Annotated in this window: 21 protein-coding genes; 15 read left to right on the forward strand and 6 right to left on the reverse strand. The window is 53.0% G+C overall.

All coding sequences use genetic code 11. The features are described from left to right. Nucleotides 1–1,161: a cystathionine gamma-synthase gene (gene metB / locus QQZ17_RS07815; protein ID WP_152401244.1), complete on the reverse strand. Its 1,161-nt coding sequence runs from the start codon at nucleotides 1,159–1,161 to the stop codon at nucleotides 1–3. Nucleotides 1,162–1,437: 276 nt separating this feature from the next. Here metB and metJ point away from each other — a divergent pair, with 276 nt between their 5' ends. Next, complete coding sequence (gene metJ, locus QQZ17_RS07820; RefSeq protein WP_042325599.1) at nucleotides 1,438–1,755, forward strand: met regulon transcriptional regulator MetJ; 318 nt, start codon at nucleotides 1,438–1,440, stop codon at nucleotides 1,753–1,755. Between the two features lie 67 nt (nucleotides 1,756–1,822). Further along, nucleotides 1,823–2,431 carry a YiiX family permuted papain-like enzyme gene (locus QQZ17_RS07825; protein ID WP_152401242.1) on the forward strand — a complete coding sequence of 203 codons (609 nt, stop codon included), beginning with the start codon at nucleotides 1,823–1,825 and terminating at the stop codon, nucleotides 2,429–2,431. Between the two features lie 72 nt (nucleotides 2,432–2,503). Here QQZ17_RS07825 and QQZ17_RS07830 read toward each other — a convergent pair whose 3' ends face one another. The 3 genes from QQZ17_RS07830 to rpmE form a co-directional block, all read right to left on the reverse strand. Continuing rightward, on the reverse strand, nucleotides 2,504–3,928 hold the full coding sequence (locus tag QQZ17_RS07830) for an MFS transporter (protein ID WP_152401240.1): 1,425 nt from the start codon (nucleotides 3,926–3,928) through the stop codon (nucleotides 2,504–2,506). Between the two features lie 117 nt (nucleotides 3,929–4,045). Further along, nucleotides 4,046–4,726, reverse strand: coding sequence for an oligogalacturonate-specific porin KdgM family protein (locus tag QQZ17_RS07835; RefSeq protein ID WP_152401238.1), 681 nt, complete (start codon nucleotides 4,724–4,726; stop codon nucleotides 4,046–4,048). 353 nt (nucleotides 4,727–5,079) lie between these two features. Then, nucleotides 5,080–5,292: a 50S ribosomal protein L31 gene (gene rpmE / locus QQZ17_RS07840; protein WP_042325590.1), complete on the reverse strand. Its 213-nt coding sequence runs from the start codon at nucleotides 5,290–5,292 to the stop codon at nucleotides 5,080–5,082. Between the two features lie 262 nt (nucleotides 5,293–5,554). On the opposite strand from rpmE, the gene priA reads away from it, so the two are divergent. The 8 genes from priA to QQZ17_RS07880 all read left to right on the forward strand — a co-directional run bounded on the left by priA (nucleotide 5,555) and on the right by QQZ17_RS07880 (nucleotide 14,476). Continuing rightward, a complete protein-coding gene (priA, locus tag QQZ17_RS07845; RefSeq protein ID WP_152401237.1) occupies nucleotides 5,555–7,753 on the forward strand; it encodes a primosomal protein N' in 2,199 nt (732 codons plus the stop codon). A 156-nt stretch (nucleotides 7,754–7,909) separates the two neighbouring features. Continuing rightward, on the forward strand, nucleotides 7,910–8,935 hold the full coding sequence (cytR, locus tag QQZ17_RS07850) for a DNA-binding transcriptional regulator CytR (RefSeq protein WP_152401235.1): 1,026 nt from the start codon (nucleotides 7,910–7,912) through the stop codon (nucleotides 8,933–8,935). Nucleotides 8,936–9,020: 85 nt separating this feature from the next. Then, nucleotides 9,021–10,004, forward strand: coding sequence for a cell division protein FtsN (gene ftsN, locus QQZ17_RS07855; protein WP_152401233.1), 984 nt, complete (start codon nucleotides 9,021–9,023; stop codon nucleotides 10,002–10,004). Nucleotides 10,005–10,095: 91 nt separating this feature from the next. Further along, nucleotides 10,096–10,626: an ATP-dependent protease subunit HslV gene (gene hslV / locus QQZ17_RS07860; RefSeq protein WP_046493441.1), complete on the forward strand. Its 531-nt coding sequence runs from the start codon at nucleotides 10,096–10,098 to the stop codon at nucleotides 10,624–10,626. A 9-nt stretch (nucleotides 10,627–10,635) separates the two neighbouring features. Further along, complete coding sequence (gene hslU / locus QQZ17_RS07865) at nucleotides 10,636–11,967, forward strand: HslU--HslV peptidase ATPase subunit (protein ID WP_042325582.1); 1,332 nt, start codon at nucleotides 10,636–10,638, stop codon at nucleotides 11,965–11,967. 66 nt (nucleotides 11,968–12,033) lie between these two features. Continuing rightward, nucleotides 12,034–12,963 (forward strand): 1,4-dihydroxy-2-naphthoate polyprenyltransferase, encoded by a 930-nt coding sequence (gene menA / locus QQZ17_RS07870; RefSeq protein ID WP_152401231.1) that lies wholly within the window; start codon nucleotides 12,034–12,036, stop codon nucleotides 12,961–12,963. 92 nt (nucleotides 12,964–13,055) lie between these two features. Continuing rightward, on the forward strand, nucleotides 13,056–13,541 hold the full coding sequence (gene rraA, locus QQZ17_RS07875) for a ribonuclease E activity regulator RraA (RefSeq protein WP_042998924.1): 486 nt from the start codon (nucleotides 13,056–13,058) through the stop codon (nucleotides 13,539–13,541). Between the two features lie 191 nt (nucleotides 13,542–13,732). After that, complete coding sequence (locus QQZ17_RS07880; protein WP_152401229.1) at nucleotides 13,733–14,476, forward strand: SDR family NAD(P)-dependent oxidoreductase; 744 nt, start codon at nucleotides 13,733–13,735, stop codon at nucleotides 14,474–14,476. A gap of 204 nt (nucleotides 14,477–14,680) precedes the next feature. Here QQZ17_RS07880 and zapB read toward each other — a convergent pair whose 3' ends face one another. After that, nucleotides 14,681–14,926: a septal ring assembly protein ZapB gene (gene zapB / locus QQZ17_RS07885; RefSeq protein ID WP_152401228.1), complete on the reverse strand. Its 246-nt coding sequence runs from the start codon at nucleotides 14,924–14,926 to the stop codon at nucleotides 14,681–14,683. A 391-nt stretch (nucleotides 14,927–15,317) separates the two neighbouring features. Here zapB and glpF point away from each other — a divergent pair, with 391 nt between their 5' ends. From glpF to fpr, 4 genes are all read left to right on the forward strand, one after another. Next, nucleotides 15,318–16,163 (forward strand): glycerol uptake facilitator protein GlpF, encoded by an 846-nt coding sequence (gene glpF, locus QQZ17_RS07890; protein WP_042325574.1) that lies wholly within the window; start codon nucleotides 15,318–15,320, stop codon nucleotides 16,161–16,163. Nucleotides 16,164–16,185: 22 nt separating this feature from the next. Next, nucleotides 16,186–17,694, forward strand: a complete 1,509-nt coding sequence (glpK, locus tag QQZ17_RS07895) for a glycerol kinase GlpK (RefSeq protein WP_152401226.1) — start codon at nucleotides 16,186–16,188, stop codon at nucleotides 17,692–17,694. A 160-nt stretch (nucleotides 17,695–17,854) separates the two neighbouring features. Then, entirely contained in the window at nucleotides 17,855–18,865 is a 1,011-nt protein-coding gene (gene glpX, locus QQZ17_RS07900) for a class II fructose-bisphosphatase (protein ID WP_152401223.1), read from the forward strand. Nucleotides 18,866–18,962: 97 nt separating this feature from the next. Further along, on the forward strand, nucleotides 18,963–19,709 hold the full coding sequence (gene fpr / locus QQZ17_RS07905; protein ID WP_152401222.1) for a ferredoxin--NADP(+) reductase: 747 nt from the start codon (nucleotides 18,963–18,965) through the stop codon (nucleotides 19,707–19,709). A gap of 43 nt (nucleotides 19,710–19,752) precedes the next feature. On the opposite strand, the gene QQZ17_RS07910 is transcribed toward fpr, so the two are convergent. Beyond that, nucleotides 19,753–20,172 (reverse strand): DUF805 domain-containing protein, encoded by a 420-nt coding sequence (locus QQZ17_RS07910; RefSeq protein ID WP_152401220.1) that lies wholly within the window; start codon nucleotides 20,170–20,172, stop codon nucleotides 19,753–19,755. Between the two features lie 100 nt (nucleotides 20,173–20,272). On the opposite strand from QQZ17_RS07910, the gene QQZ17_RS07915 reads away from it, so the two are divergent. Beyond that, a complete protein-coding gene (locus QQZ17_RS07915) occupies nucleotides 20,273–20,875 on the forward strand; it encodes a YiiQ family protein (RefSeq protein WP_152401218.1) in 603 nt (200 codons plus the stop codon). Nucleotides 20,876–21,000 lie beyond the last annotated feature (125 nt).

The raw sequence follows: 21,000 nt of genomic DNA on the forward strand, positions 1-21,000 counted from the left end.
TTACCCCTTGTTTGCAGCCCGGAAGCCATTTTCCAGGTCGGCAATTAAATCTTCGCCATCTTCAATACCGGTGGAGATACGCAGCAGCGTCTCGGAGATCCCGGCAGCAGCACGCGCTTCTGGAGCCATGCCGGCATGCGTCATCGTTGCGGCGTGAGAGATTAGGCTTTCCACTCCCCCTAAGGATTCCGCCAGCGTAAACAACGACAGCCCGCTCAGGAAACGACGCAGCGTCTGCTCATCGCCATCCAGTTCAAAACTCAACATTGCGCCAAAACCTTTTTGCTGACGCACGGCAATGTCATGCCCCTGATTTTCCGGCAGCGACGGGTGATAGAGCTTTTTCACCAGCGGCTGGGTTTGCAGGTAATCGACGATCGCCTGCGCATTGCGTTGCGCCACTTCCATGCGCGGCGACAGCGTACGCAACCCACGCAACAGCAGGTAACTGTCAAACGCGCCGCCGGTCACGCCGATATTATTCGCCCACCATGCCAGTTCGGTGACGATTTCCGGATCTTTGGCTATCACCACGCCCGCCACCACGTCAGAGTGGCCATTCAGATATTTCGTGCATGAATGCAACACCAGATCGGCGCCCAATGCCAGCGGATTTTGCAGCGCCGGGCTTAAAAAAGTGTTGTCGACAACGCTGACGGCTCCGGCTTCACGCGCCAGTTGGCAGATTTTCGCAATATCCACCACGCGTAACAGCGGATTACTCGGACTTTCCACCAGTACCAGTTTGGGTTTTTCTGCCAGCGCGGCCTGCAACGCCTGCTCATCCCCTTGATCGACAAACCGCACGCGATAGCATCCGCGCGTCGCCAGACTGTCAAACAGGCGGTAGCTGCCGCCGTAGCAGTCATGCGGTGCCACCAGCAGATCGCCTGGCTTCAGAAACACGGTTGTCACCAGGTGAATCGCCGACATGCCGGTATTGGTCAGCACCGCACCCGCCCCCCCTTCCAGTTCGGCCAGCGCACGCTGCACCACATCGCGCGTAGGGTTGCCGCGACGGGAGTAGTCATGGGCGCGAGGCTCATTAAAACCGGTAAAATTATAGGTGCTGGAAAGGTGAATCGGCGGAACGACGCAACCATACTGTTCGTCGTCATTTAACCCGCTACGCACTGCGATGGTGGCCTGTTTACGCGTCATGTTAGGGTGTTCCTGAGCTGAGTCGATGAAAAGTCAGGTCCCAGAGTAAACAGGTTAACAATAGACGTCAATACATCTGGACATCTAAACTTCTTTGCGTATAGATTGAGCAAACTGGAAATAGCCGTTAAAATTATCTGCATTAGCGCACAACTACAGGCGCTTTATCAGTGTCACAGTATCGCCTGTACGGTAAACTATGCGGAATTATGGCGAGTAGCCACACAAATAGTGCGGCATTGCCTCATATTAATGACAAAGAGGATTAAGTATCTCATGGCTGAATGGAGCGGCGAATATATCAGCCCATACGCTGAGCACGGTAAGAAGAGTGAGCAAGTAAAGAAAATTACGGTTTCCATTCCTCTGAAGGTGTTAAAAATCCTCACCGATGAACGCACGCGTCGTCAGGTGAACAACCTGCGCCACGCCACCAACAGCGAGTTGCTGTGTGAAGCGTTTCTGCATGCCTTTACCGGGCAACCCCTGCCAAACGACGCAGACCTGCGTAAAGAGCGCAGTGATGAAATCCCGGAAGCGGCGAAAGAGATCATGCGTGAACTGGGGATCGACCCGGAGACATGGGAATATTGATTTGCAGAAAAGAGCGGCGCGGGTTTCCTGGCCGCTCTTTTTAATTGTGTAACAAGGACGTTATGCCATGAATCGAGGCTTACTGGTTTTCAGTCTGCTGATTGCGACGCCTGTTTTTGCCTGGCAGCCGCAAACCGGCGATATCATCTTTCAAATGTCCTTATCCTCCCAGAGCCAGGCGATTCAACTGGCAACGCATTCTGACTATAGCCATATCGGCATGATCGTTATCCGCGAGAAAAAACCGTATGTCTTTGAGGCCATTGGCCCGGTGGTTTATACCCCTCTGCAAAAGTGGATAAAACACGGTAAAGACGGAAAATACATCGTGCGTCGCGTTGACGGTGGGCTATCGCCACAGCAGCAGAAAAAGCTCGCGCAAACCGCAAAACAATATCTTGGTAAACCTTACGATCTGGCCTTTTCCTGGAGTGACGAGCGTCAGTACTGCTCTGAAGTGGTGTGGAAGGTGTATGACCATGCGCTCGGGATGAAAATGGGTAAGCTGCAAAAGCTGAAGGATTTCGATCTCAGTCACCCGGCGGTGCAAGCCAAAATGAAAGAACGCTACGGTAAAAATATCCCGCTGAATGAAACGGTTATTTCCCCGCAGGCGCTTTTTGATGCGCCGCAACTGGAAACGGTTGAGAAGTCGTGGCCGCTGCTTTGGTGGTGACGCAACAAAGGCAGAGGTTTTCCCCTGCCTTTCAGACTCACTGCCCACTATTTTCATAGTGGTGCTCATGGGTTATTTGCTAATCCCATTAAATTTATTCAGTGTTGCTTCCATTTTGAGCGTTTCTTTACGGTTCAGTGGATAGAAATAAATCAGCATCACGGCGGCCAAAAACAGGCATAAAGCCGGTATCAGATTCGCCATCGTGTAAATATTTTCCCGCACGACGCTGGTTTGCACAGCCCCGCCCGTTGATGAGGATTGGTAGCCGATGATAGCCAGCATAAAACCCCCAATGGCCCCCGCACATGCCTGACCCACTTTGCGAGCAAAGAAGTTCACACCATAAACGGTGCCATCTTCGCGATCGCCAGTAATATACTGATGGTAGTCGCAAACATCAGTCATAAACGCCCAAATCATCAGGTTGAATAATCCGGCCCCTAGCGTCGCAAGGAAAAGAAAGACCAGATAGATTTTCGCATCCGTAATGTGGATGAAGTACATAATCAGATACATCACCACTGAAAAGAACAGTGCGCCGACGCTGGCTTCTTTTTTACCAAACCGCTTCGTGAGCCAGGACGCCGATGGCGCCAGCAGAATCAGGGAACCAAAGGTAAATAAGAGTGCGACAGACATGGCGGCTTTATTGTGGAAATAGTCATTAAACAGATAGGTCATATTGGTGCCGGAGAGACCCTGATTAATCACAATAAGCAGATCAACCACAACCAGCACAATCAACGCCTTATTGCGTAGCAATCCCTTCAGCAAAACAGAAACGGGCATGCTCTCTTTTCTTTCCACACGCACGCGCTCTGTCGTTAAGTGACAGGTCAGTGTTAAAAAGATAAAAGCCAGTATCGAGCAGCCAATCGCAATCCAGAAGAAATGTTGCCCGGAAATCACCAGGCTTCCGTCAACAAGGGTGGTATACATCAGAATGGGAATAAAAAAACCGGTTGCCCCACCACCAATCGCCGAGCCAACGCTGCGGTAAGTCGAAAGCGAAACACGATCGTCCGGATTCGAGCTAATCGCGGCTGACATTGCACCATAAGGAATGCTAACGGTCGATAACAACGAACCGTAAATAAAATAGGAACAGCAGATATAGATAATTTTCGCTGTTTCAGAAAATTCATGAACAAACGGCAGAAAAAGAACCACCGAAATGATGCAGAAAGGGTATTTCATGCGACGAACCCAGGGATTAAAACGCCCGTAAACGGTCAGTTTAGACGTATCGCATATGCGCCCTACGGCGACATCAACAAACGCATCAAAGAGTTTTGTTATAAAATAGAGTGACCCGACAATAACCCCGGAAACACCGAGCACATTAGTGTAGTAAATCATTAAAAAGCTATTGACCAACCCAAGAATAAAACAATTTCCCAGGTCGCCACACAAGTAACCTATTTTATCTCTGAATCCGAAAGGCCTGATAGCAATGCTTGCATTACTTCTTATAACATGTTCATCACTGGACATTATGTCAACTCCTGAGTGCCTTATTCACGCGAAAATGAGAACAAGCGTATTTTGCGTATTGAAAGGCAACTTGATGATGTTTTGTTTAGATAAATTTCACGTTAACGGAATTAACAATCAGAAGTTATAACCCAGACCCACGCGATAACGCGTCTGGCGATCGTCCGTCGTTGTTGTGTTATAACCAGAAGAAACGTTACCCACTTCAACAAAAGGAACCCAGGATCCTATCTTATAAGCAACACGGAAGTTATATTCATAATCTTCATTTTTGTTGTTATACAAATCTTCACTATCGGCAATTTTATAAATGCCGTTAAGTTCAAACATCCAGTTATTGACGTTATAACCGAGCCACGCTTCCGGGCGATAGACCATCCGGTCATCTTTGCCGTCAGCATTTCTGCGCATATATTCCTGACGATAGCGGAACGCAGTCCACCAGTTATCATTGATATTATACTGTACGCGAAGATAAGGCTTATAGATCGCTATATTATCACCCGTTTCCACCGCGATGCCCGGCTGCCAGATGAGCCCCTGCCAGGTGAATTGATAACTTGCCGTATACTCGTTGCCATTACTTTCCATATTGTTCCACGCATCATTTGATTGCGCATCATCGGAACGAGAGATAGCTTCTACTGCCACACCAAAACCAGTCGCAAAGCGGTGAGACATATAAACACGGTCATAGTTACGTCCATCATCATAATATTCATGACGATAATCTACATAGCCTGCGTGAGCGGCCCCAGATAATAATGGAATAAGTAATAATGCATATCCACGCTTCATAGCAATCCCTCTCAATAGAAAACGTCAAAAACAATCTGACCTTATCAGCACCACCACTGCTAAAACGACATGATGAAAATAAGGGACAGAATTAATTTTATATTACGTAATGAAGTTTATTTAAGCGGGGAAGCTAAAACCTTTTAAATTTTGCCAGCAACTAAAAATCATGGCAAAAAAAGAAAGATAAGAGAGATGAACATCACCAATAGAAACAATTTACCGAAAAATTAGAAACGGCATTTCAAGTTAGTTTCTCGTTATTTATTCAAGGCGTCAATAAAAAATATAAAAAAGATAAAATTCAGATACAAAAAAAGCGCCAGTCGGCGCTTTTTTTTGACAGCTGAAACTTATTTGCTGCCCGGGATGTTGAAACGCTTGTTGAAGCGGTCAACACGGCCACCGGTTGCAACGTCACGCTGTTTGCCAGTGTAGAACGGGTGGCATTTACCGCAGACGTCCAGGTTCAGATCGTGACCTACGGTAGAGCGAATTTTCATGACGTTACCGCAAGAACAGGTAGCAGTAATTTCTTCGTATTTCGGGTGAATATCTTTTTTCATGGGAAAACCTCAGTTTAAGGCCGCGTCGCTCTTCCAGCCCTAACGCCAGACACCACGCGATGTTAATTTTTACCCGTCGCCTTTCACACCGCTGATATGTTGGCTGCGTGAAATTCTCGGGTAACGGTCAAGTTTTGACACAATCAATTTGCATCAAAGGCGGCGAATCATACAGAAATTAGCCCGCTCATGCAAACTGATTCGCTCATCACCCATGAGTAATGTGTATACTAACCGGCCAGATTTCAAGTCAGGATGATTTATGCCCGTAGTGCACGTTGCCTTACCCGTTCCGCTCCCTCGCACCTTTGACTATCTTCTGCCGGAAGGCATGAATGTCAAAGCAGGGTGTCGCGTGCGCGTACCGTTTGGCAAACAGCAGGAGCGCGTCGGGATCGTAGTCTCGGTTAGTGACAAAAGCGAGCTGCCGCTGAATGAACTGAAAGCTGTCGTTGATGTGCTGGATGATGAGCCGCTCTTTTCGACCTCCGTCTGGCGTCTGCTGATCTGGGCGGCGGATTATTATCATCATCCCATTGGCGACGTGCTGTTCCATGCCCTGCCCATCCTGCTGCGTCAGGGGAAACCAGCCACCAACACGCCAATGTGGTACTGGTTTGCCACCGAAGAGGGCCAGGCCGTTGATCTTAATAGCCTGAAACGTTCCCCCAAACAGCAGCAGGCGCTGGCCGCGTTGCGACAGGGGAAAATCTGGCGCGATCGGGTCGCCGACCTTGAATTCAACGATGCCGCGCTTCAGGCTCTGCGTAAAAAAGGCTTGTGTGAACTGGCGAGCGAAACCCCAGGTTTTAGCGACTGGCGCACGCACTACGCGGTTTGCGGCGAACGTCTGCGACTGAACACCGAACAGGCCACCGCCGTTGGCGCAATTCACAGCGCGTCAGACTGTTTCTCCGCCTGGCTGCTGGCCGGGGTGACGGGGTCAGGTAAAACCGAAGTTTATCTGAGCGTACTGGAAAACGTTCTGGCACAGGGTAAGCAGGCGCTGGTGATGGTGCCGGAAATTGGTCTGACGCCGCAAACCATCGCCCGTTTTCGCGAACGGTTCAACGCGCCGGTGGAAGTGCTGCATTCCGGCCTCAATGACAGCGAGCGCCTTTCTGCCTGGTTGAAAGCCAAAAACGGCGAAGCGGCGATTGTCATTGGCACACGCTCCTCCTTATTTACGCCGTTTAAAAATCTTGGCGTGATCGTTATCGATGAAGAACACGACAGTTCCTATAAACAGCAGGAAGGCTGGCGCTATCATGCCCGCGATCTGGCGGTCTGGCGCGCCCATAGCGAACGCATTCCGATAATCCTCGGTTCGGCAACTCCGGCACTGGAAACGCTGTGTAACGTGCGGCAGAAAAAATACCGGATGCTGCGCCTGACGCGCCGCGCCGGAAACGCGCGTCCCGCGACTCAGCACGTGCTGGATTTAAAAGGTCAGCAGGTACAGGTCGGTCTGGCACCGGCGCTGATCGCCCGTATGCGCCAGCATTTACAGGCCGACAACCAGGTGATTTTATTTCTCAATCGCCGGGGCTTTGCGCCTGCGCTGCTTTGCCACGACTGCGGCTGGATTGCGGAGTGTCCGCGTTGCGATCACTACTACACCCTGCATCAGGCACAGCACCATTTGCGCTGTCATCACTGCGACAGCCAGCGTCCGGTGCCACGTCAGTGTCCTTCCTGTGGCTCTACGCATATGGTACCGGTCGGATTGGGCACTGAGCAGCTTGAACAAGCGCTGGCTCCCTTCTTTCCCGGCGTGCCGATTTCCCGCATTGACCGCGATACCACCAGCCGCAAAGGGTCGCTTGAGCAGCATCTGGCACAAGTGCATCGCGGTGGCGCAAGGATCCTGATCGGCACCCAGATGCTGGCAAAAGGTCACCACTTCCCTGACGTGACGCTGGTTGCGCTGCTGGATGTGGACGGCGCGCTGTTCTCGGCAGATTTCCGCTCAGCAGAACGCTTTGCCCAACTTTATACGCAGGTTTCCGGGCGCGCAGGACGCGCTGGCAAACAGGGAGAAGTGGTTTTGCAGACCCACCATCCGGAACATCCGCTGCTACAGACTCTGTTGCATAAGGGCTATGACGCATTCGCTGAACAAGCGCTGGCGGAACGGCAAACTCTGCAACTGCCGCCGTGGACCAGTCACGTCATTGTGCGCGCAGAAGATCATCATAATCAGCAGGCGCCGCTGTTTTTGCAGCAACTGCGTAATCTGATTCAGGCCAGTCCGCTGGCTGACGATAAGCTCTGGATTTTAGGCCCGGTACCGGCACTGGCGCCGAAGCGCGGCGGACGCTATCGCTGGCAGATTTTATTGCAGCATCCGTCACGGATTCGTTTGCAGCATATCGTGAGTGGCACGCTAGCACTCATCAATACGTTACCGGAGTCGCGCAAGGTGAAATGGGTGCTGGATGTCGATCCCATCGAGGGATAGCCCCCTCAGATGCGAGGCGGATCGTAAAATTCAACATTCATCACACTTTTTATGAAAATTCTGTAACCGTTTCCATCCGCTATCTGATAAAAATGTTTTCGATGTGAATTTAAACAGGGATTGTGCTGCGCCGAATTTTCCAGGCGAGGAGAAAGAGTGAAACCGAATAAGCAGGCCGCTGCCGCTACAATGAAAGATGTTGCCATAAAGGCGAAAGTCTCAACGGCAACGGTGTCCCGCGCGCTAATGAACCCCGATAAAGTCTCTCAGTCCACCCGAAACCGGGTTGAACAGGCAGCTGTAGAAGTGGGGTATTTACCGCAGGCGACGGGTCGCAATGTTAAACGTAATGAATCGCGAACGATCCTGGTGATTGTCCCGGATATTTGCGATCCCTTCTTTAGCGAACTGATCCGTGGGATCGAGGTCACCGCCGCCAGTCATGGCTATCTGGTGTTGATCGGCGATTGCGCGCACCAGAACCAGCAGGAAAAAACCTTCGTCAATCTGATCATCACCAAGCAAATTGATGGCATGTTGTTGTTGGGCTCTCGTCTGCCGTTTGACGCCAGTATTGAAGAGCAGCGCAATCTGCCGCCGATGGTGATGGCGAACGAGTTTGCGCCGGAGCTGGAGTTGCCCACCGTCCATATCGACAACCTGACCGCTGCCTTCAATGCCGTGAACTATCTGCATGAACTGGGACATCAGCGCATTGGCTGCATTGCCGGGCCGGAAGAGATGCCGCTATGTCATTACCGCTTGCAGGGTTACGTGCAAGCGCTGCGCCGTTGCGGTGTGACGGTGGATCCGCACTATATCGCTCGCGGGGATTTCACCTTCGAAGCTGGCGGCAATGCGCTCAGGCAGTTGTTCGAATTGCCGCAACCGCCGACAGCGGTATTCTGTCATAGCGATGTCATGGCGCTCGGCGCCCTCTCATGGGCCAAACGTCAGGGCATCAAAGTTCCGGATGACCTGTCGATTATTGGTTTCGACAACATCGCCCTGGCGGAATTTTGCGATCCGCCGCTGACCACCGTTGCGCAACCGCGTTTCGAAATTGGTCGTGAAGCGATGCTGTTGCTGCTTGACCAAATTCATGGACAAAATGTCAACAGCGGCTCGCGTTTGATGGACTGTGAACTGATCCTTCGGGGTACCACGCGTGCCTTAACGTAAACCTTTCAGACACGGTGTCTGGTCAAAGGCCCGCCGCTTAAGTAACATGGCGGGCTGACGAACAAATCAATACAGCGAAACGATAGTGGCACAACGAGATTATGTACGTCGCGGCCAACCGGCACCTTCGCGGCGCAAAAAGAGCACCTCACGGAAAAAGCAACGCAACACGTCTGCGGTATCGCCCGCAATGGTCGCCATTGCCGCCGCCGTTCTTGTGGCCTTTATCGGTGGTTTGTACTTCATTACGCATCATAAGAAAGAAGAATCCGAAACGTTGCAGGGTCAGAAAGTGACCGGTAACGGGCTGCCGCCGAAGCCGGAAGAGCGTTGGCGCTATATTAAAGAGCTGGAAAGCCGCCAGCCGGGCGTACGTGCGCCGACAGAACCGTCTGCAGGCGGTGAAGTGATGAAGCCGGATCAACTGACCAACGAACAGCGCCAGTTGCTTGCGCAAATGCAGGCCGATATGCGCCAGCAGCCAACGCAACTCAACGAAGTACCGTGGAACGAGCAGACACCGGCACAGCGTCAGCAAACGTTGCAGCGCCAGGCTCAGCAACGTCAGGTTGAGCAACAGCAGCAGCAGTGGAACAGCACGCCACCGGTTCAACAGCCGCGTACGCAGCCGCAGACACAAACGCGCACAGCGCAAACGGCACCGGTACAGCAACCGTCGAAGCCTGTCGCGCAGCCGCAGAAACCTGCGGCAACGTCACAGCCGTATCAGGATCTGCTGCAGACCCCTGCGCACACAGCGGCGTCTGCGCCGAAAACACAACCTGCCGCTCCGGTTGAGCGCGTGCCAGAAGCACCGAAGCCGACTGCGGAGAAGAAAGACGAACGTCGCTGGATGGTGCAGTGCGGTTCGTTTAAAGGCGCTGAACAGGCAGAAACCGTGCGTGCACAGCTGGCTTTCGAAGGCTTTGACTCCAAAATCACCACCAACAATGGCTGGAATCGCGTGGTTATCGGGCCGGTGAAAGGCAAAGAGAATGCCGACAGCACGATTAGCCGCCTGAAGATGGCGGGTCACACAAACTGTATTCGACTCGCCTCCGGGGGTTGAAACCCCCAAAATCCCCCCCATCTATACTTGCATTACGCCCCGTACACCGTGCGGGGCTTGTATTCTGTATTTGTAACCAAGGGGTCTGCTCGTGACAACAATAGTAAGCGTACGCCGTAACGGCCATGTGGTTATCGCCGGTGATGGTCAGGCCACACTGGGTAACACCGTAATGAAAGGCAACGTGAAAAAAGTACGTCGTCTGTACAACGACAAAGTCATTGCTGGCTTTGCGGGAGGTACGGCGGATGCGTTCACGCTGTTTGAACTGTTTGAGCGCAAGCTGGAAATGCATCAGGGACATCTGGTCAAAGCCGCCGTTGAGCTGGCGAAAGACTGGCGTACCGACAGGATGCTACGCAAACTTGAAGCGCTGTTAGCAGTCGCAGATGAAAACGCCTCCCTTATCATCACCGGTAACGGTGACGTCGTGCAGCCGGAAAACGATCTGATTGCCATCGGCTCCGGCGGTCCCTACGCCCAGGCTGCGGCACGTGCTCTGCTGGAAAACACCGAGCTCGGCGCTCGCGACATTGCTGAAAAAGCGTTGGATATTGCAGGTGATATCTGCATTTACACCAACCATTTCCATACCATTGAAGAATTACCGTCTAAAGCGTAAGGATCTCCCATGTCTGAAATGACCCCACGCGAAATCGTCAGCGAACTGAACAAGCACATCATCGGCCAGGATAACGCCAAGCGTTCCGTGGCGATTGCACTGCGTAACCGCTGGCGCCGCATGCAGCTCGACGAAGAACTGCGCCATGAAGTCACACCGAAAAACATTCTGATGATAGGCCCCACCGGTGTCGGTAAAACCGAAATCGCCCGTCGTCTGGCAAAGCTTGCCAACGCGCCGTTCATCAAAGTAGAAGCGACAAAATTCACCGAAGTAGGTTATGTCGGTAAAGAAGTTGACTCTATCATCCGCGATCTGACCGATGCCGCCATCAAAATGGTTCGCGTCCAGGCGATCGAGAAAAATCGCTATCGTGCAGAAGAGATGGCAGAAGAGCGCATTCTTGATGTGCTGATCCCACCGGCTAAAAATAACTGGGGCCAGGCGGAACAGCAGTCTGAACCGTCTGCTGCGCGTCAGGCATTCCGTAAAAAACTGCGCGAAGGCCAACTCGACGATAAAGAAATCGAGATCGATCTCGCTGCTGCACCGATGGGCGTGGAAATCATGGCGCCTCCGGGAATGGAAGAGATGACCAGCCAGTTGCAGTCCATGTTCCAGAACCTGGGCGGGCAGAAGCAGAAAGCGCGTAAGCTGAAAATCAAAGACGCGATGAAGCTGCTGATTGAAGAAGAAGCAGCCAAACTGGTGAATCCGGAAGAGCTGAAACAGGAAGCGATCGACGCTGTTGAGCAGCACGGGATCGTGTTTATCGACGAAATCGACAAAATCTGTAAGCGCGGCGAATCCTCCGGCCCGGACGTGTCCCGTGAAGGCGTACAGCGCGACCTGCTACCGCTGGTTGAAGGCTGCACCGTCTCCACCAAGCACGGGATGGTCAAAACCGACCACATTCTGTTTATCGCCTCTGGGGCGTTCCAGGTGGCGAAGCCGTCTGACCTGATCCCGGAACTGCAGGGTCGTCTGCCGATTCGCGTGGAACTGCAGGCGCTGACCACCAGCGACTTTGAACGCATTCTGACGGAGCCTAATGCCTCTGTCACCGTGCAGTACAAAGCACTGATGGCGACTGAAGGCGTCAACATTGAGTTTACTGAATCCGGTATCAAGAAAATTGCTGAAGCGGCATGGCAGGTTAACGAGACCACCGAAAACATCGGTGCCCGTCGTCTGCACACCGTTCTGGAGCGCCTGATGGAAGATATTTCCTATGATGCGAGCGATTTGAATGGTCAAAGCATAACAATTGATGCGGATTATGTGAGCAAACATCTGGATGCGCTGGTCGCAGATGAAGATCTGAGCCGTTTTATCCTATAATCGCGTTCACTGCATTTTCATCACTGTTGATGGGGCTGAAAGGCCCCATTTTTATTGGCGCTAAATATGACTGAACAACAACAAATTAGCCGCTCCCAGGCCTGGCTGGAAAGCTTACGACCCAAGACCCTACCGCTCGCCTTCGCGGCGATCATCGTCGGTACGGCCCTGGCATGGTGGCAGGGATACTTTGATCCGCTGGTCGCTCTGCTGGCACTCATTACGGCAGGGCTTCTGCAAATCCTGTCAAATCTCGCCAACGATTATGGCGATGCCGTTAAGGGCAGCGACAAGCCGGACCGCCTCGGACCGCTGCGTGGGATGCAAAAAGGGGTGATCACCCAACAGGAGATGAAGCGCGCACTGATCATCACCGTCGTACTCATTTGTTTGTCCGGTCTGTCGCTGGTTGCCGTGGCGTGCCGTACGCCGGCGGATTTTGTCGGTTTCCTGGTGCTTGGCGTGCTGTCGATTATTGCCGCCATCACCTATACCGTGGGCAATCGTCCCTATGGCTACATCGGCCTGGGTGATATTTCCGTGCTGGTTTTCTTTGGCTGGCTGAGCGTGATGGGCAGTTGGTATCTGCAGGCGCATACGCTGATCCCGGCGCTCATTCTTCCGGCAACCGCCTGTGGTCTGCTGGCCACTGCCGTGCTTAACATCAATAACCTGCGCGATATCAACAGCGACCGGGAAAACGGAAAGAATACGCTGGTCGTTCGCCTCGGTGCCGTCAATGCCCGTCGTTACCATGCCTGTCTGCTGATGGGGACGCTGGTCTGCCTGGCGCTGTTTAACCTGCTTTCGCTGCAAAGTCCGTGGGGTTGGCTGTTCCTGTTGGCCGCACCGGTACTGGTTAAACAGGCGCGTTACGTTATGCGCCAGATGGAACCGGCGGCGATGCGTCCGATGCTCGAACGTACGGTAAAAGCCGCGTTGCTGACTAACCTGCTGTTTGTCGTCGGGATTTTCTTAAGTCAGTGGGCAAGATAACTGACAAATATCAATTAACAATTGATGATTTTGCCAACAGTACACATAGCGCGATATACTAAAAATTCTCGCAGCAACTGAACGTTAAGCCTATGAAATACGATACTTCCGAGCTTTGTGACATCTATCAAGAAGATGTCAACGTCGTGGAACCGCTGTTCTCTAACTTTGGAGGACGGTCGTCGTTTGGCGGACAAATCGTCACGGTGAAATGTTTCGAGGACAACGGGTTGCTGTATGATCTGCTCGAACAAAATGGTCGTGGACGCATTCTGCTGGTCGATGGCGGCGGTTCTGTCCGTCGTGCGCTGGTCGACGCCGAACTGGCGCGTCTGGCGGTACAGAATGAATGGGAAGGGCTGGTCATCTACGGCGCAGTGCGTCAGGTAGACGATCTGGAAGAGCTGGACATCGGCATTCAGGCGATTGCCGCGATTCCGGTAGGTGCAGCAGGTGAAGGGATTGGGGAAAGCGATGTCCGCGTCAATTTTGGCGGCGTGACGTTCTTCTCCGGCGACCATCTGTACGCCGACAATACGGGAATCATCCTCTCCGAAGACCCACTCGATATCGAGTAAAGAAAATACCGCCATTCGGTGTGATGCCAGTCGGTTAAACAACTGACTGGCAATTTACTTCGATTCTGGACATCTCCAGATCCTCTTTTTTGTCACTTCACCCTTTCGATTCCCCCATTCAGCGCATTGACGAAGAGAAAACTCTCTCTATACCTAATGATGAATCTCATCACTCTCGTCACGAGGTCATCATGCATATCGATCTGACAGGTAAAAAAGCGCTGGTTACCGGAGCCAGTCGTGGATTAGGGCGCGCTATTGCACTGTCGCTGGCAAAAGCCGGTGCTGATGTTGTTATAACCTATGAAAAATCTGCGGAGAAAGCCCAAGCCGTTGCCAATGAAATTACAGCACTCGGCCGCCATGGCGAGGCTATTCAGGCAAACAGTGCAAACGCTCAGGCTATTCAGAACGCCGTAAATCACACGATACAGTCACTGGGAGGATTAGATATTCTGGTCAACAACGCAGGGATCGCACGCGGTGGCCCGCTGGAGTCGCTGTCACTGGAAGACATCGACGCGTTGATTAACGTGAATATCCGTGGCGTGGTGGTAGCCATACAGGCCGCGTTGCCACATCTCCCTGAAGGTGGGCGGATTATCAATATTGGCAGTTGCCTTGCCAACCGTGTCGCCCAACCGGGGATTGCTGTCTACGCGATGACTAAATCAGCGCTCAACTCGCTAACCCGTGGCCTGGCTCGTGATCTCGGCCCGCGGGGTATTACCGTCAACCTTGTCCATCCCGGCCCAACGGACAGTGATATGAACCCAGCAGATGGCGAACAGGCGGACGCCCAACGACAGCTTATTGCGACAGGGCATTACGGTACACCGGAGGATGTTGCAGCGGCGGTGACGTTTCTGGCAAGCCAAGCGGCTGGGCAGATTTCCGGCACGGGTCTGGACGTGGATGGAGGTTTGAATGCCTGAAACTAACGTTGTATCGCGGTAACGCTATGATATTGCCGGATGACGGCTTGCGCCTTATCCGGCCTACATGACTTACCGCAATCCGCTAAAGATTTCGCGTTAGGGCAAGGCGGTAAGCGCATGAATCCCCAGGAGCATAGATAACCATGTGACTGGGGTGAATACGCGCAGCCAACGCCGCCATAACGTGAAATATGACGAGGATTAGACTTCTTCCATGCGGCCCAGCAGCGCCTGCAGACGATCCTGCCAGCCATTCTGTTGTTCTCTCAGAGACTGGTTTTCGCGCTCGAGCTCTTCGCGGCCATGCTGTGCAGATTGCACTTCCTGTGACAGCGAGTTGTTCTTCTCTTTCAGCTCTTCAATTTCCATCTGCAACAAGGTGATGGTATCAATCGCCTGCTGTACTTTTGCTTCCAGTTTCTCAAACACTTCTAAAGACATGGTCATACTACTCTCCTGAATTGCAAGGCGACGCTTCACGTGAACGCGCACAATATATAGTGCCGATTGTATGAAGCCCCGTCCTCGCTGTCCAGCAGCATCCCGCGCTGATTGCGGTTTACAACACTTTTCAGTCGACTCTTACAGACAATAACCCCCTAACCCTTAAGTGTTAATACTTTGGTTAATGAAATGATTCAGCTCACACTGTTTTTGTATAACAAAACGCGCTTTATGGCGCGAAAACGCTCATTTTATTGACGGAGCACACACATTTTAAGTTCGATATTTCTCGTTTTTGCTCGTTAACGATAAATTAACAGTGTGCCTACAGGGCATCGCGGACGTCAGTGACCTCCTCGCATACAATAAACATTAAACTCTTCAGGATCCGATTATGAGTCAAACATCAACCTTAAAAGGCCAGTGCATTGCTGAATTCCTCGGTACCGGGTTGTTGATTTTCTTCGGTGTGGGGTGTGTCGCTGCGCTTAAAGTCGCGGGTGCGTCTTTTGGACAGTGGGAAATCAGCGTTATCTGGGGACTGGGGGTAGCCATGGCTATCTACCTGACCGCAGGTGTGTCTGGCGCACATCTCAACCCGGCAGTCACGATTGCATTGTGGCTGTTTGCGTGTTTCGACAAGCGCAAGGTTGTTCCTTTTATCCTTTCTCAATTTGCCGGTGCCTTTTGCGCAGCGGCGTTAGTTTACGGGCTTTACTACAATCTTTTCGCCGACTTCGAACAGACGCACCACATTGTACGTGGCAGCATTGAGAGTGTTGATCTGGCCGGCACTTTCTCAACGTATCCCAACCCACATATCAATTTTGTGCAGGCCTTCGCGGTTGAAATGGTGATTACCGCTATCCTGATGGGGCTTATCCTGGCGCTGACTGATGACGGTAACGGTGTACCGCGTGGCCCGCTGGCTCCATTGTTGATTGGTTTACTGATTGCGGTTATCGGCGCATCCATGGGCCCACTGACCGGGTTTGCGATGAACCCGGCGCGTGACATTGGTCCGAAAGCGTTCGCCTGGCTCGCGGGCTGGGGTAATGTCGCCTTCACCGGTGGCAAAGATATTCCTTACTTCCTGGTGCCGCTGTTTGGCCCCATCGTTGGCGCTATTTTGGGCGCTTTCGCCTATCGCAAGCTGATCGGTCGCCATTTACCGTGCGATACCTGTGCCGTGGAAGAGAAGGAAACCACGACCACTTCACAACAAAAAGCTTCGCTGTAATGTGACTACGGGACAAATAATTATGACTGAGAAAAAGTATATCGTTGCGCTCGACCAGGGAACCACCAGCTCCCGCGCCGTCGTGATGGATCATGATGCCAATATAGTGAGCGTTTCACAGCGCGAGTTTGAGCAGATCTACCCGAAAGCAGGCTGGGTAGAACACGACCCGATGGAAATCTGGGCAACACAGAGCTCTACTCTGGTGGAAGTGCTGGCCAAAGCGGACATCAGTTCCGATCAGATTGCAGCTATCGGGATTACTAACCAGCGTGAAACTACCATCGTCTGGGAACGTGAAACCGGTAAACCTATCTATAACGCGATTGTCTGGCAGTGTCGTCGGACCGCGGAGATCTGCGAGCGCCTGAAGCGCGATGGCATGGAAGAATACGTCCGCAATAACACCGGGCTGGTCATTGACCCGTATTTTTCCGGCACCAAAGTGAAGTGGATCCTCGACCACGTTGAAGGCTCCCGTGAGCGCGCACGTCGCGGCGAACTGCTGTTCGGTACCGTTGATACCTGGCTTATCTGGAAAATGACGCAGGGACGCGTACACGTGACGGATTACACCAACGCCTCACGTACTATGCTGTTCAACATCCACACGCTGGACTGGGACGACAAGATGCTGGATGCGCTGGATATTCCACGTGCCATGCTGCCGGAAGTCCGTCGTTCTTCTGAAGTCTACGGTCAGACCAACATTGGCGGTAAAGGCGGTACGCGTATTCCTATCTCCGGCATCGCCGGTGACCAGCAGGCGGCGCTGTTCGGCCAACTGTGTGTGAAGGAAGGGATGGCGAAAAACACTTACGGCACCGGCTGCTTTATGCTGATGAATACCGGCGAGAAAGCGGTGAAGTCCGAGAACGGGCTGCTGACCACCATCGCCTGTGGCCCGACCGGAGAAGTGAACTACGCGCTGGAAGGCGCCGTGTTTATGGCGGGCGCCTCCATTCAATGGCTGCGTGATGAAATGAAGCTCATCAGCGACGCCTTCGATTCCGAGTATTTCGCGACCAAAGTGAAGGACACCAACGGCGTGTACGTGGTGCCGGCCTTTACGGGTCTGGGCGCGCCTTACTGGGACCCGTATGCGCGTGGGGCGATCTTCGGTTTGACCCGTGGCGTGAACTCCAACCACATCATTCGCGCAACGCTGGAATCGATTGCCTACCAGACTCGCGACGTGCTGGAAGCGATGCAGGCAGACTCCGGTATTCGCCTGCACGCTCTTCGCGTGGACGGCGGCGCGGTTGCCAACAACTTCCTGATGCAGTTCCAGTCTGACATTCTCGGCACGCGCGTTGAGCGTCCGGAAGTGCGTGAAGTGACGGCGCTGGGTGCAGCCTACCTGGCCGGTCTGGCGGTTGGTTTCTGGCAGAACCTCGATGAGCTGCAGGAGAAAGCGGTTATCGAACGTGAATTCCGCCCTGGTATCGAAACCACCGAGCGTAACTACCGTTACAGCGGCTGGAAGAAAGCGGTCAAACGCGCGCTGGCGTGGGAAGATCACGAAGAGTAATCGTGAATTGCCGGATGACGACGCGAACGCGTCTTATCCGGTCTACGGATTGTATTACGTGTGCGGGGGGCAACCCCGCACACTCACCCTCTGATATCAATAATTCCCTCCCCTCCCCTGTGCTACACTTCGCGCCATTCCTTTTTGCTACGAGTTTGCTATGAGACGAGAACTTGCCATCGAATTTTCCCGCGTAACCGAAGCGGCGGCGCTGGCTGGCTATAAATGGTTGGGACGCGGTGACAAAAACACCGCCGACGGTGCTGCGGTTAACGCCATGCGCATTATGCTAAACCAGGTCAACATTGACGGAACCATCGTGATTGGTGAAGGCGAGATCGACGAAGCGCCAATGCTCTACATTGGTGAGAAAGTCGGTACCGGTCGCGGCGACGCGGTGGATATTGCCGTCGATCCCATCGAAGGTACGCGAATGACGGCGATGGGCCAGGCCAACGCGCTGGCCGTTCTGGCCGTCGGTGACAAGGGCTGCTTCCTGAACGCGCCGGATATGTACATGGAAAAGCTGATTGTCGGGCCGGGCGCAAAGGGCAGCATCGATCTCAATCTGCCGCTGGAAGAGAACCTGCGCAATGTCGCTAACGCGCTGGGCAAACCGCTGAGCGAACTGACGGTGACGATTCTGGCGAAACCGCGCCATGATGAGGTGATCGCAGAGATGGCGACGCTGGGCGTACGTGTATTCGCGATTCCTGATGGCGATGTTGCCGCTTCCATCCTGACCTGTATGCCGGACAGTGAAGTGGATGTGCTGTACGGAATTGGCGGCGCGCCGGAAGGCGTGGTGTCCGCTGCGGTGATCCGCGCGCTGGATGGCGACATGCAGGGCCGTCTGCTGGCGCGTCATGATGTTAAAGGCGATAGCGAAGAGAACCGCCGCATCGGCGAACAGGAGCTGGCGCGCTGTAAAGCAATGGGCATCGAGGCCGGTAAAGCGCTGCGTCTGGATGAGATGGCGCGCAGCGACAACGTCATCTTCTCTGCAACCGGCATTACTAAAGGCGATCTGCTGGAAGGGATTAGTCGTAAAGGTAATATCGCGACCACCGAAACGCTGCTGATCCGCGGAAAATCACGCACCATCCGCCGCATTCAGTCGATTCACTACCTCGATCGCAAAGACCCGGACGTGCAGACACATATCCTTTAACGAATTTGTTCATTAGAGCCTTCCAGCCCCCTTCAGGCTGGAAATCTTTCTGCCAACAAACGAAGATAAGGGAACGAGACCCGTACAGGAGAAAACCATGGCAGATTGGGTAACAGGCAAAGTCACAAAGGTACAGAACTGGACCGATGCCCTGTTTAGTCTGACCGTTCACGCCCCCGTTCATCCCTTCACCGCCGGTCAATTTACCAAGCTCGGTCTTGAGATTGACGGCGAGCGCGTCCAGCGCGCTTACTCGTATGTGAATGCCCCTGATAATCCCAATCTGGAGTTTTACCTGGTCACCGTACCTGACGGTAAGCTGAGCCCGCGTCTGGCAGCACTGAAGCCCGGCGATGAGGTGCAGGTAGTGAGCGAAGCCGCTGGTTTCTTTGTGCTGGATGAAGTGCCGGACTGCGACACGCTGTGGATGCTGGCAACCGGCACCGCCATCGGCCCCTATTTATCGATTCTGCAGTTGGGTAAAGATCTCGATCGCTTCAAAAACCTGGTGCTGGTCCATGCCGCACGTTACGCCGCTGATTTAAGCTACCTGCCGCTTATGCAGGCGCTGCAAACGCGCTACGAAGGCAAACTGCGGATCCAGACGGTGGTAAGCCGTGAGACGGTCGCAGGTTCACTGACCGGTCGCGTTCCGGCGCTGATTGAAAGTGGTGAACTGGAAAAAGCGGTAGGCTTAGTGATGGATAAAGAGACCAGCCATGTGATGCTGTGCGGGAATCCGCAGATGGTTCGCGACACGCAGCAGTTGCTGAAAGAGACCCGGCAAATGACTAAACATTTGCGCCGCCGACCGGGCCACATGACCGCAGAGCACTACTGGTAAGCACGTTGCCGGACAGGCGGCCTCGCCTTATCCGGCCTGCACTTTACCTGAACTTCACATTCTGGGTGTCTTTGCCGTATTTATTTACGCCCAGGGTGCCGACAAACGCCCCCAGATCGATAATCGTCATAATGAGGATCAGCGTCGGCACAAAGCGTCCGACCACCCATTGCCACATCCCCGGAAGAATGGCCCAGTTGCCGGCTAACAGCATCCAGGCAAGAATAATCAATAACGCCCACAGCCCTGAACGCCCACGATCGTGCAGACGTTTCACCGTAACTGCCGCCGTCGGCCAGAGCAGACACACAAGCGCAAAGGGGGCTATCTGATCGGGGAGTAATTTTTGACTCTCGAGCGAAAACAGAACCACCATGCTGACAATCCACAGCGCAATCCAGATCCAGAAATCACGGCGTCCGATACGCCCTTTAAATGAGAATAACCACTGCTGTAAGGTCATGCCTGTTCCTTTAAAATGACTATCTTCGACAGTTTACCCTTTTGACAAGCCAGACGGTTATCGTTTTAATCGTGAACAGTCATAACGAAAGGTAAGATTGATGAAGCCAGGATGTTCACTGTTTTTATTATTGTTTTCTGCGATATTCTCCAGCACCCCGGCGCTGGCGGCTGAGCCATTGACAGCCACCACCGCACCGTATTTGCTCGCTGGAGCCCCCACGTTTGATCTTTCCATCAGCCAGTTTCGCGAAAACTTTAATACGCAAAATCCGAAGCTTACCTTAAACGAATTCCGCGCGATCGACAGCAGTCGTGACAAAGCCAACCTCACCCGTGCGGCCAGCAAAATTAATGAAAATCTCTATGCTTCGACCGCCCTTGAGCGCGGGACGTTGAAGATCAAGAGTATGCAGATAACCTGGCTGCCGATTCAGGGGCCGGAACAGAAAGCGGCAAAAGCCAAAGCGCTGGAGTATATGGCGGCGGTGATCCGCACCGTTGCCCCCTTGCTAACCAAAGAGCAGAGCCAGAAAAAGCTGCAAAAGCTGCTTACCGCCGGGAAAAATAAGCGCTATTACGCAGAGACCGAAGGCGCAATTCGCTATGTTGTCGCAGATAACGGCGAAAAGGGGCTGACCTTCGCAGTTGAACCGATTAAGCTGGCGTTATCTGAAAACCTGGACGGGTCCAATTCCCCCTAAATTATTCACGTTTCAGGAAGGCGGCGACGCAACGAATCCCCAGGAGCTTACATCAGTAAGTGACTGGGGTGAGCGAGTATAGACAACGCACCTGTAACGCGGAGAATGACGGGGAGATGATAAAA

It is taken from the genome of Citrobacter sp. T1.2D-1 (assembly GCF_950098555.1).
Lineage (GTDB): Bacteria > Pseudomonadota > Gammaproteobacteria > Enterobacterales > Enterobacteriaceae > Citrobacter_A > Citrobacter_A telavivensis.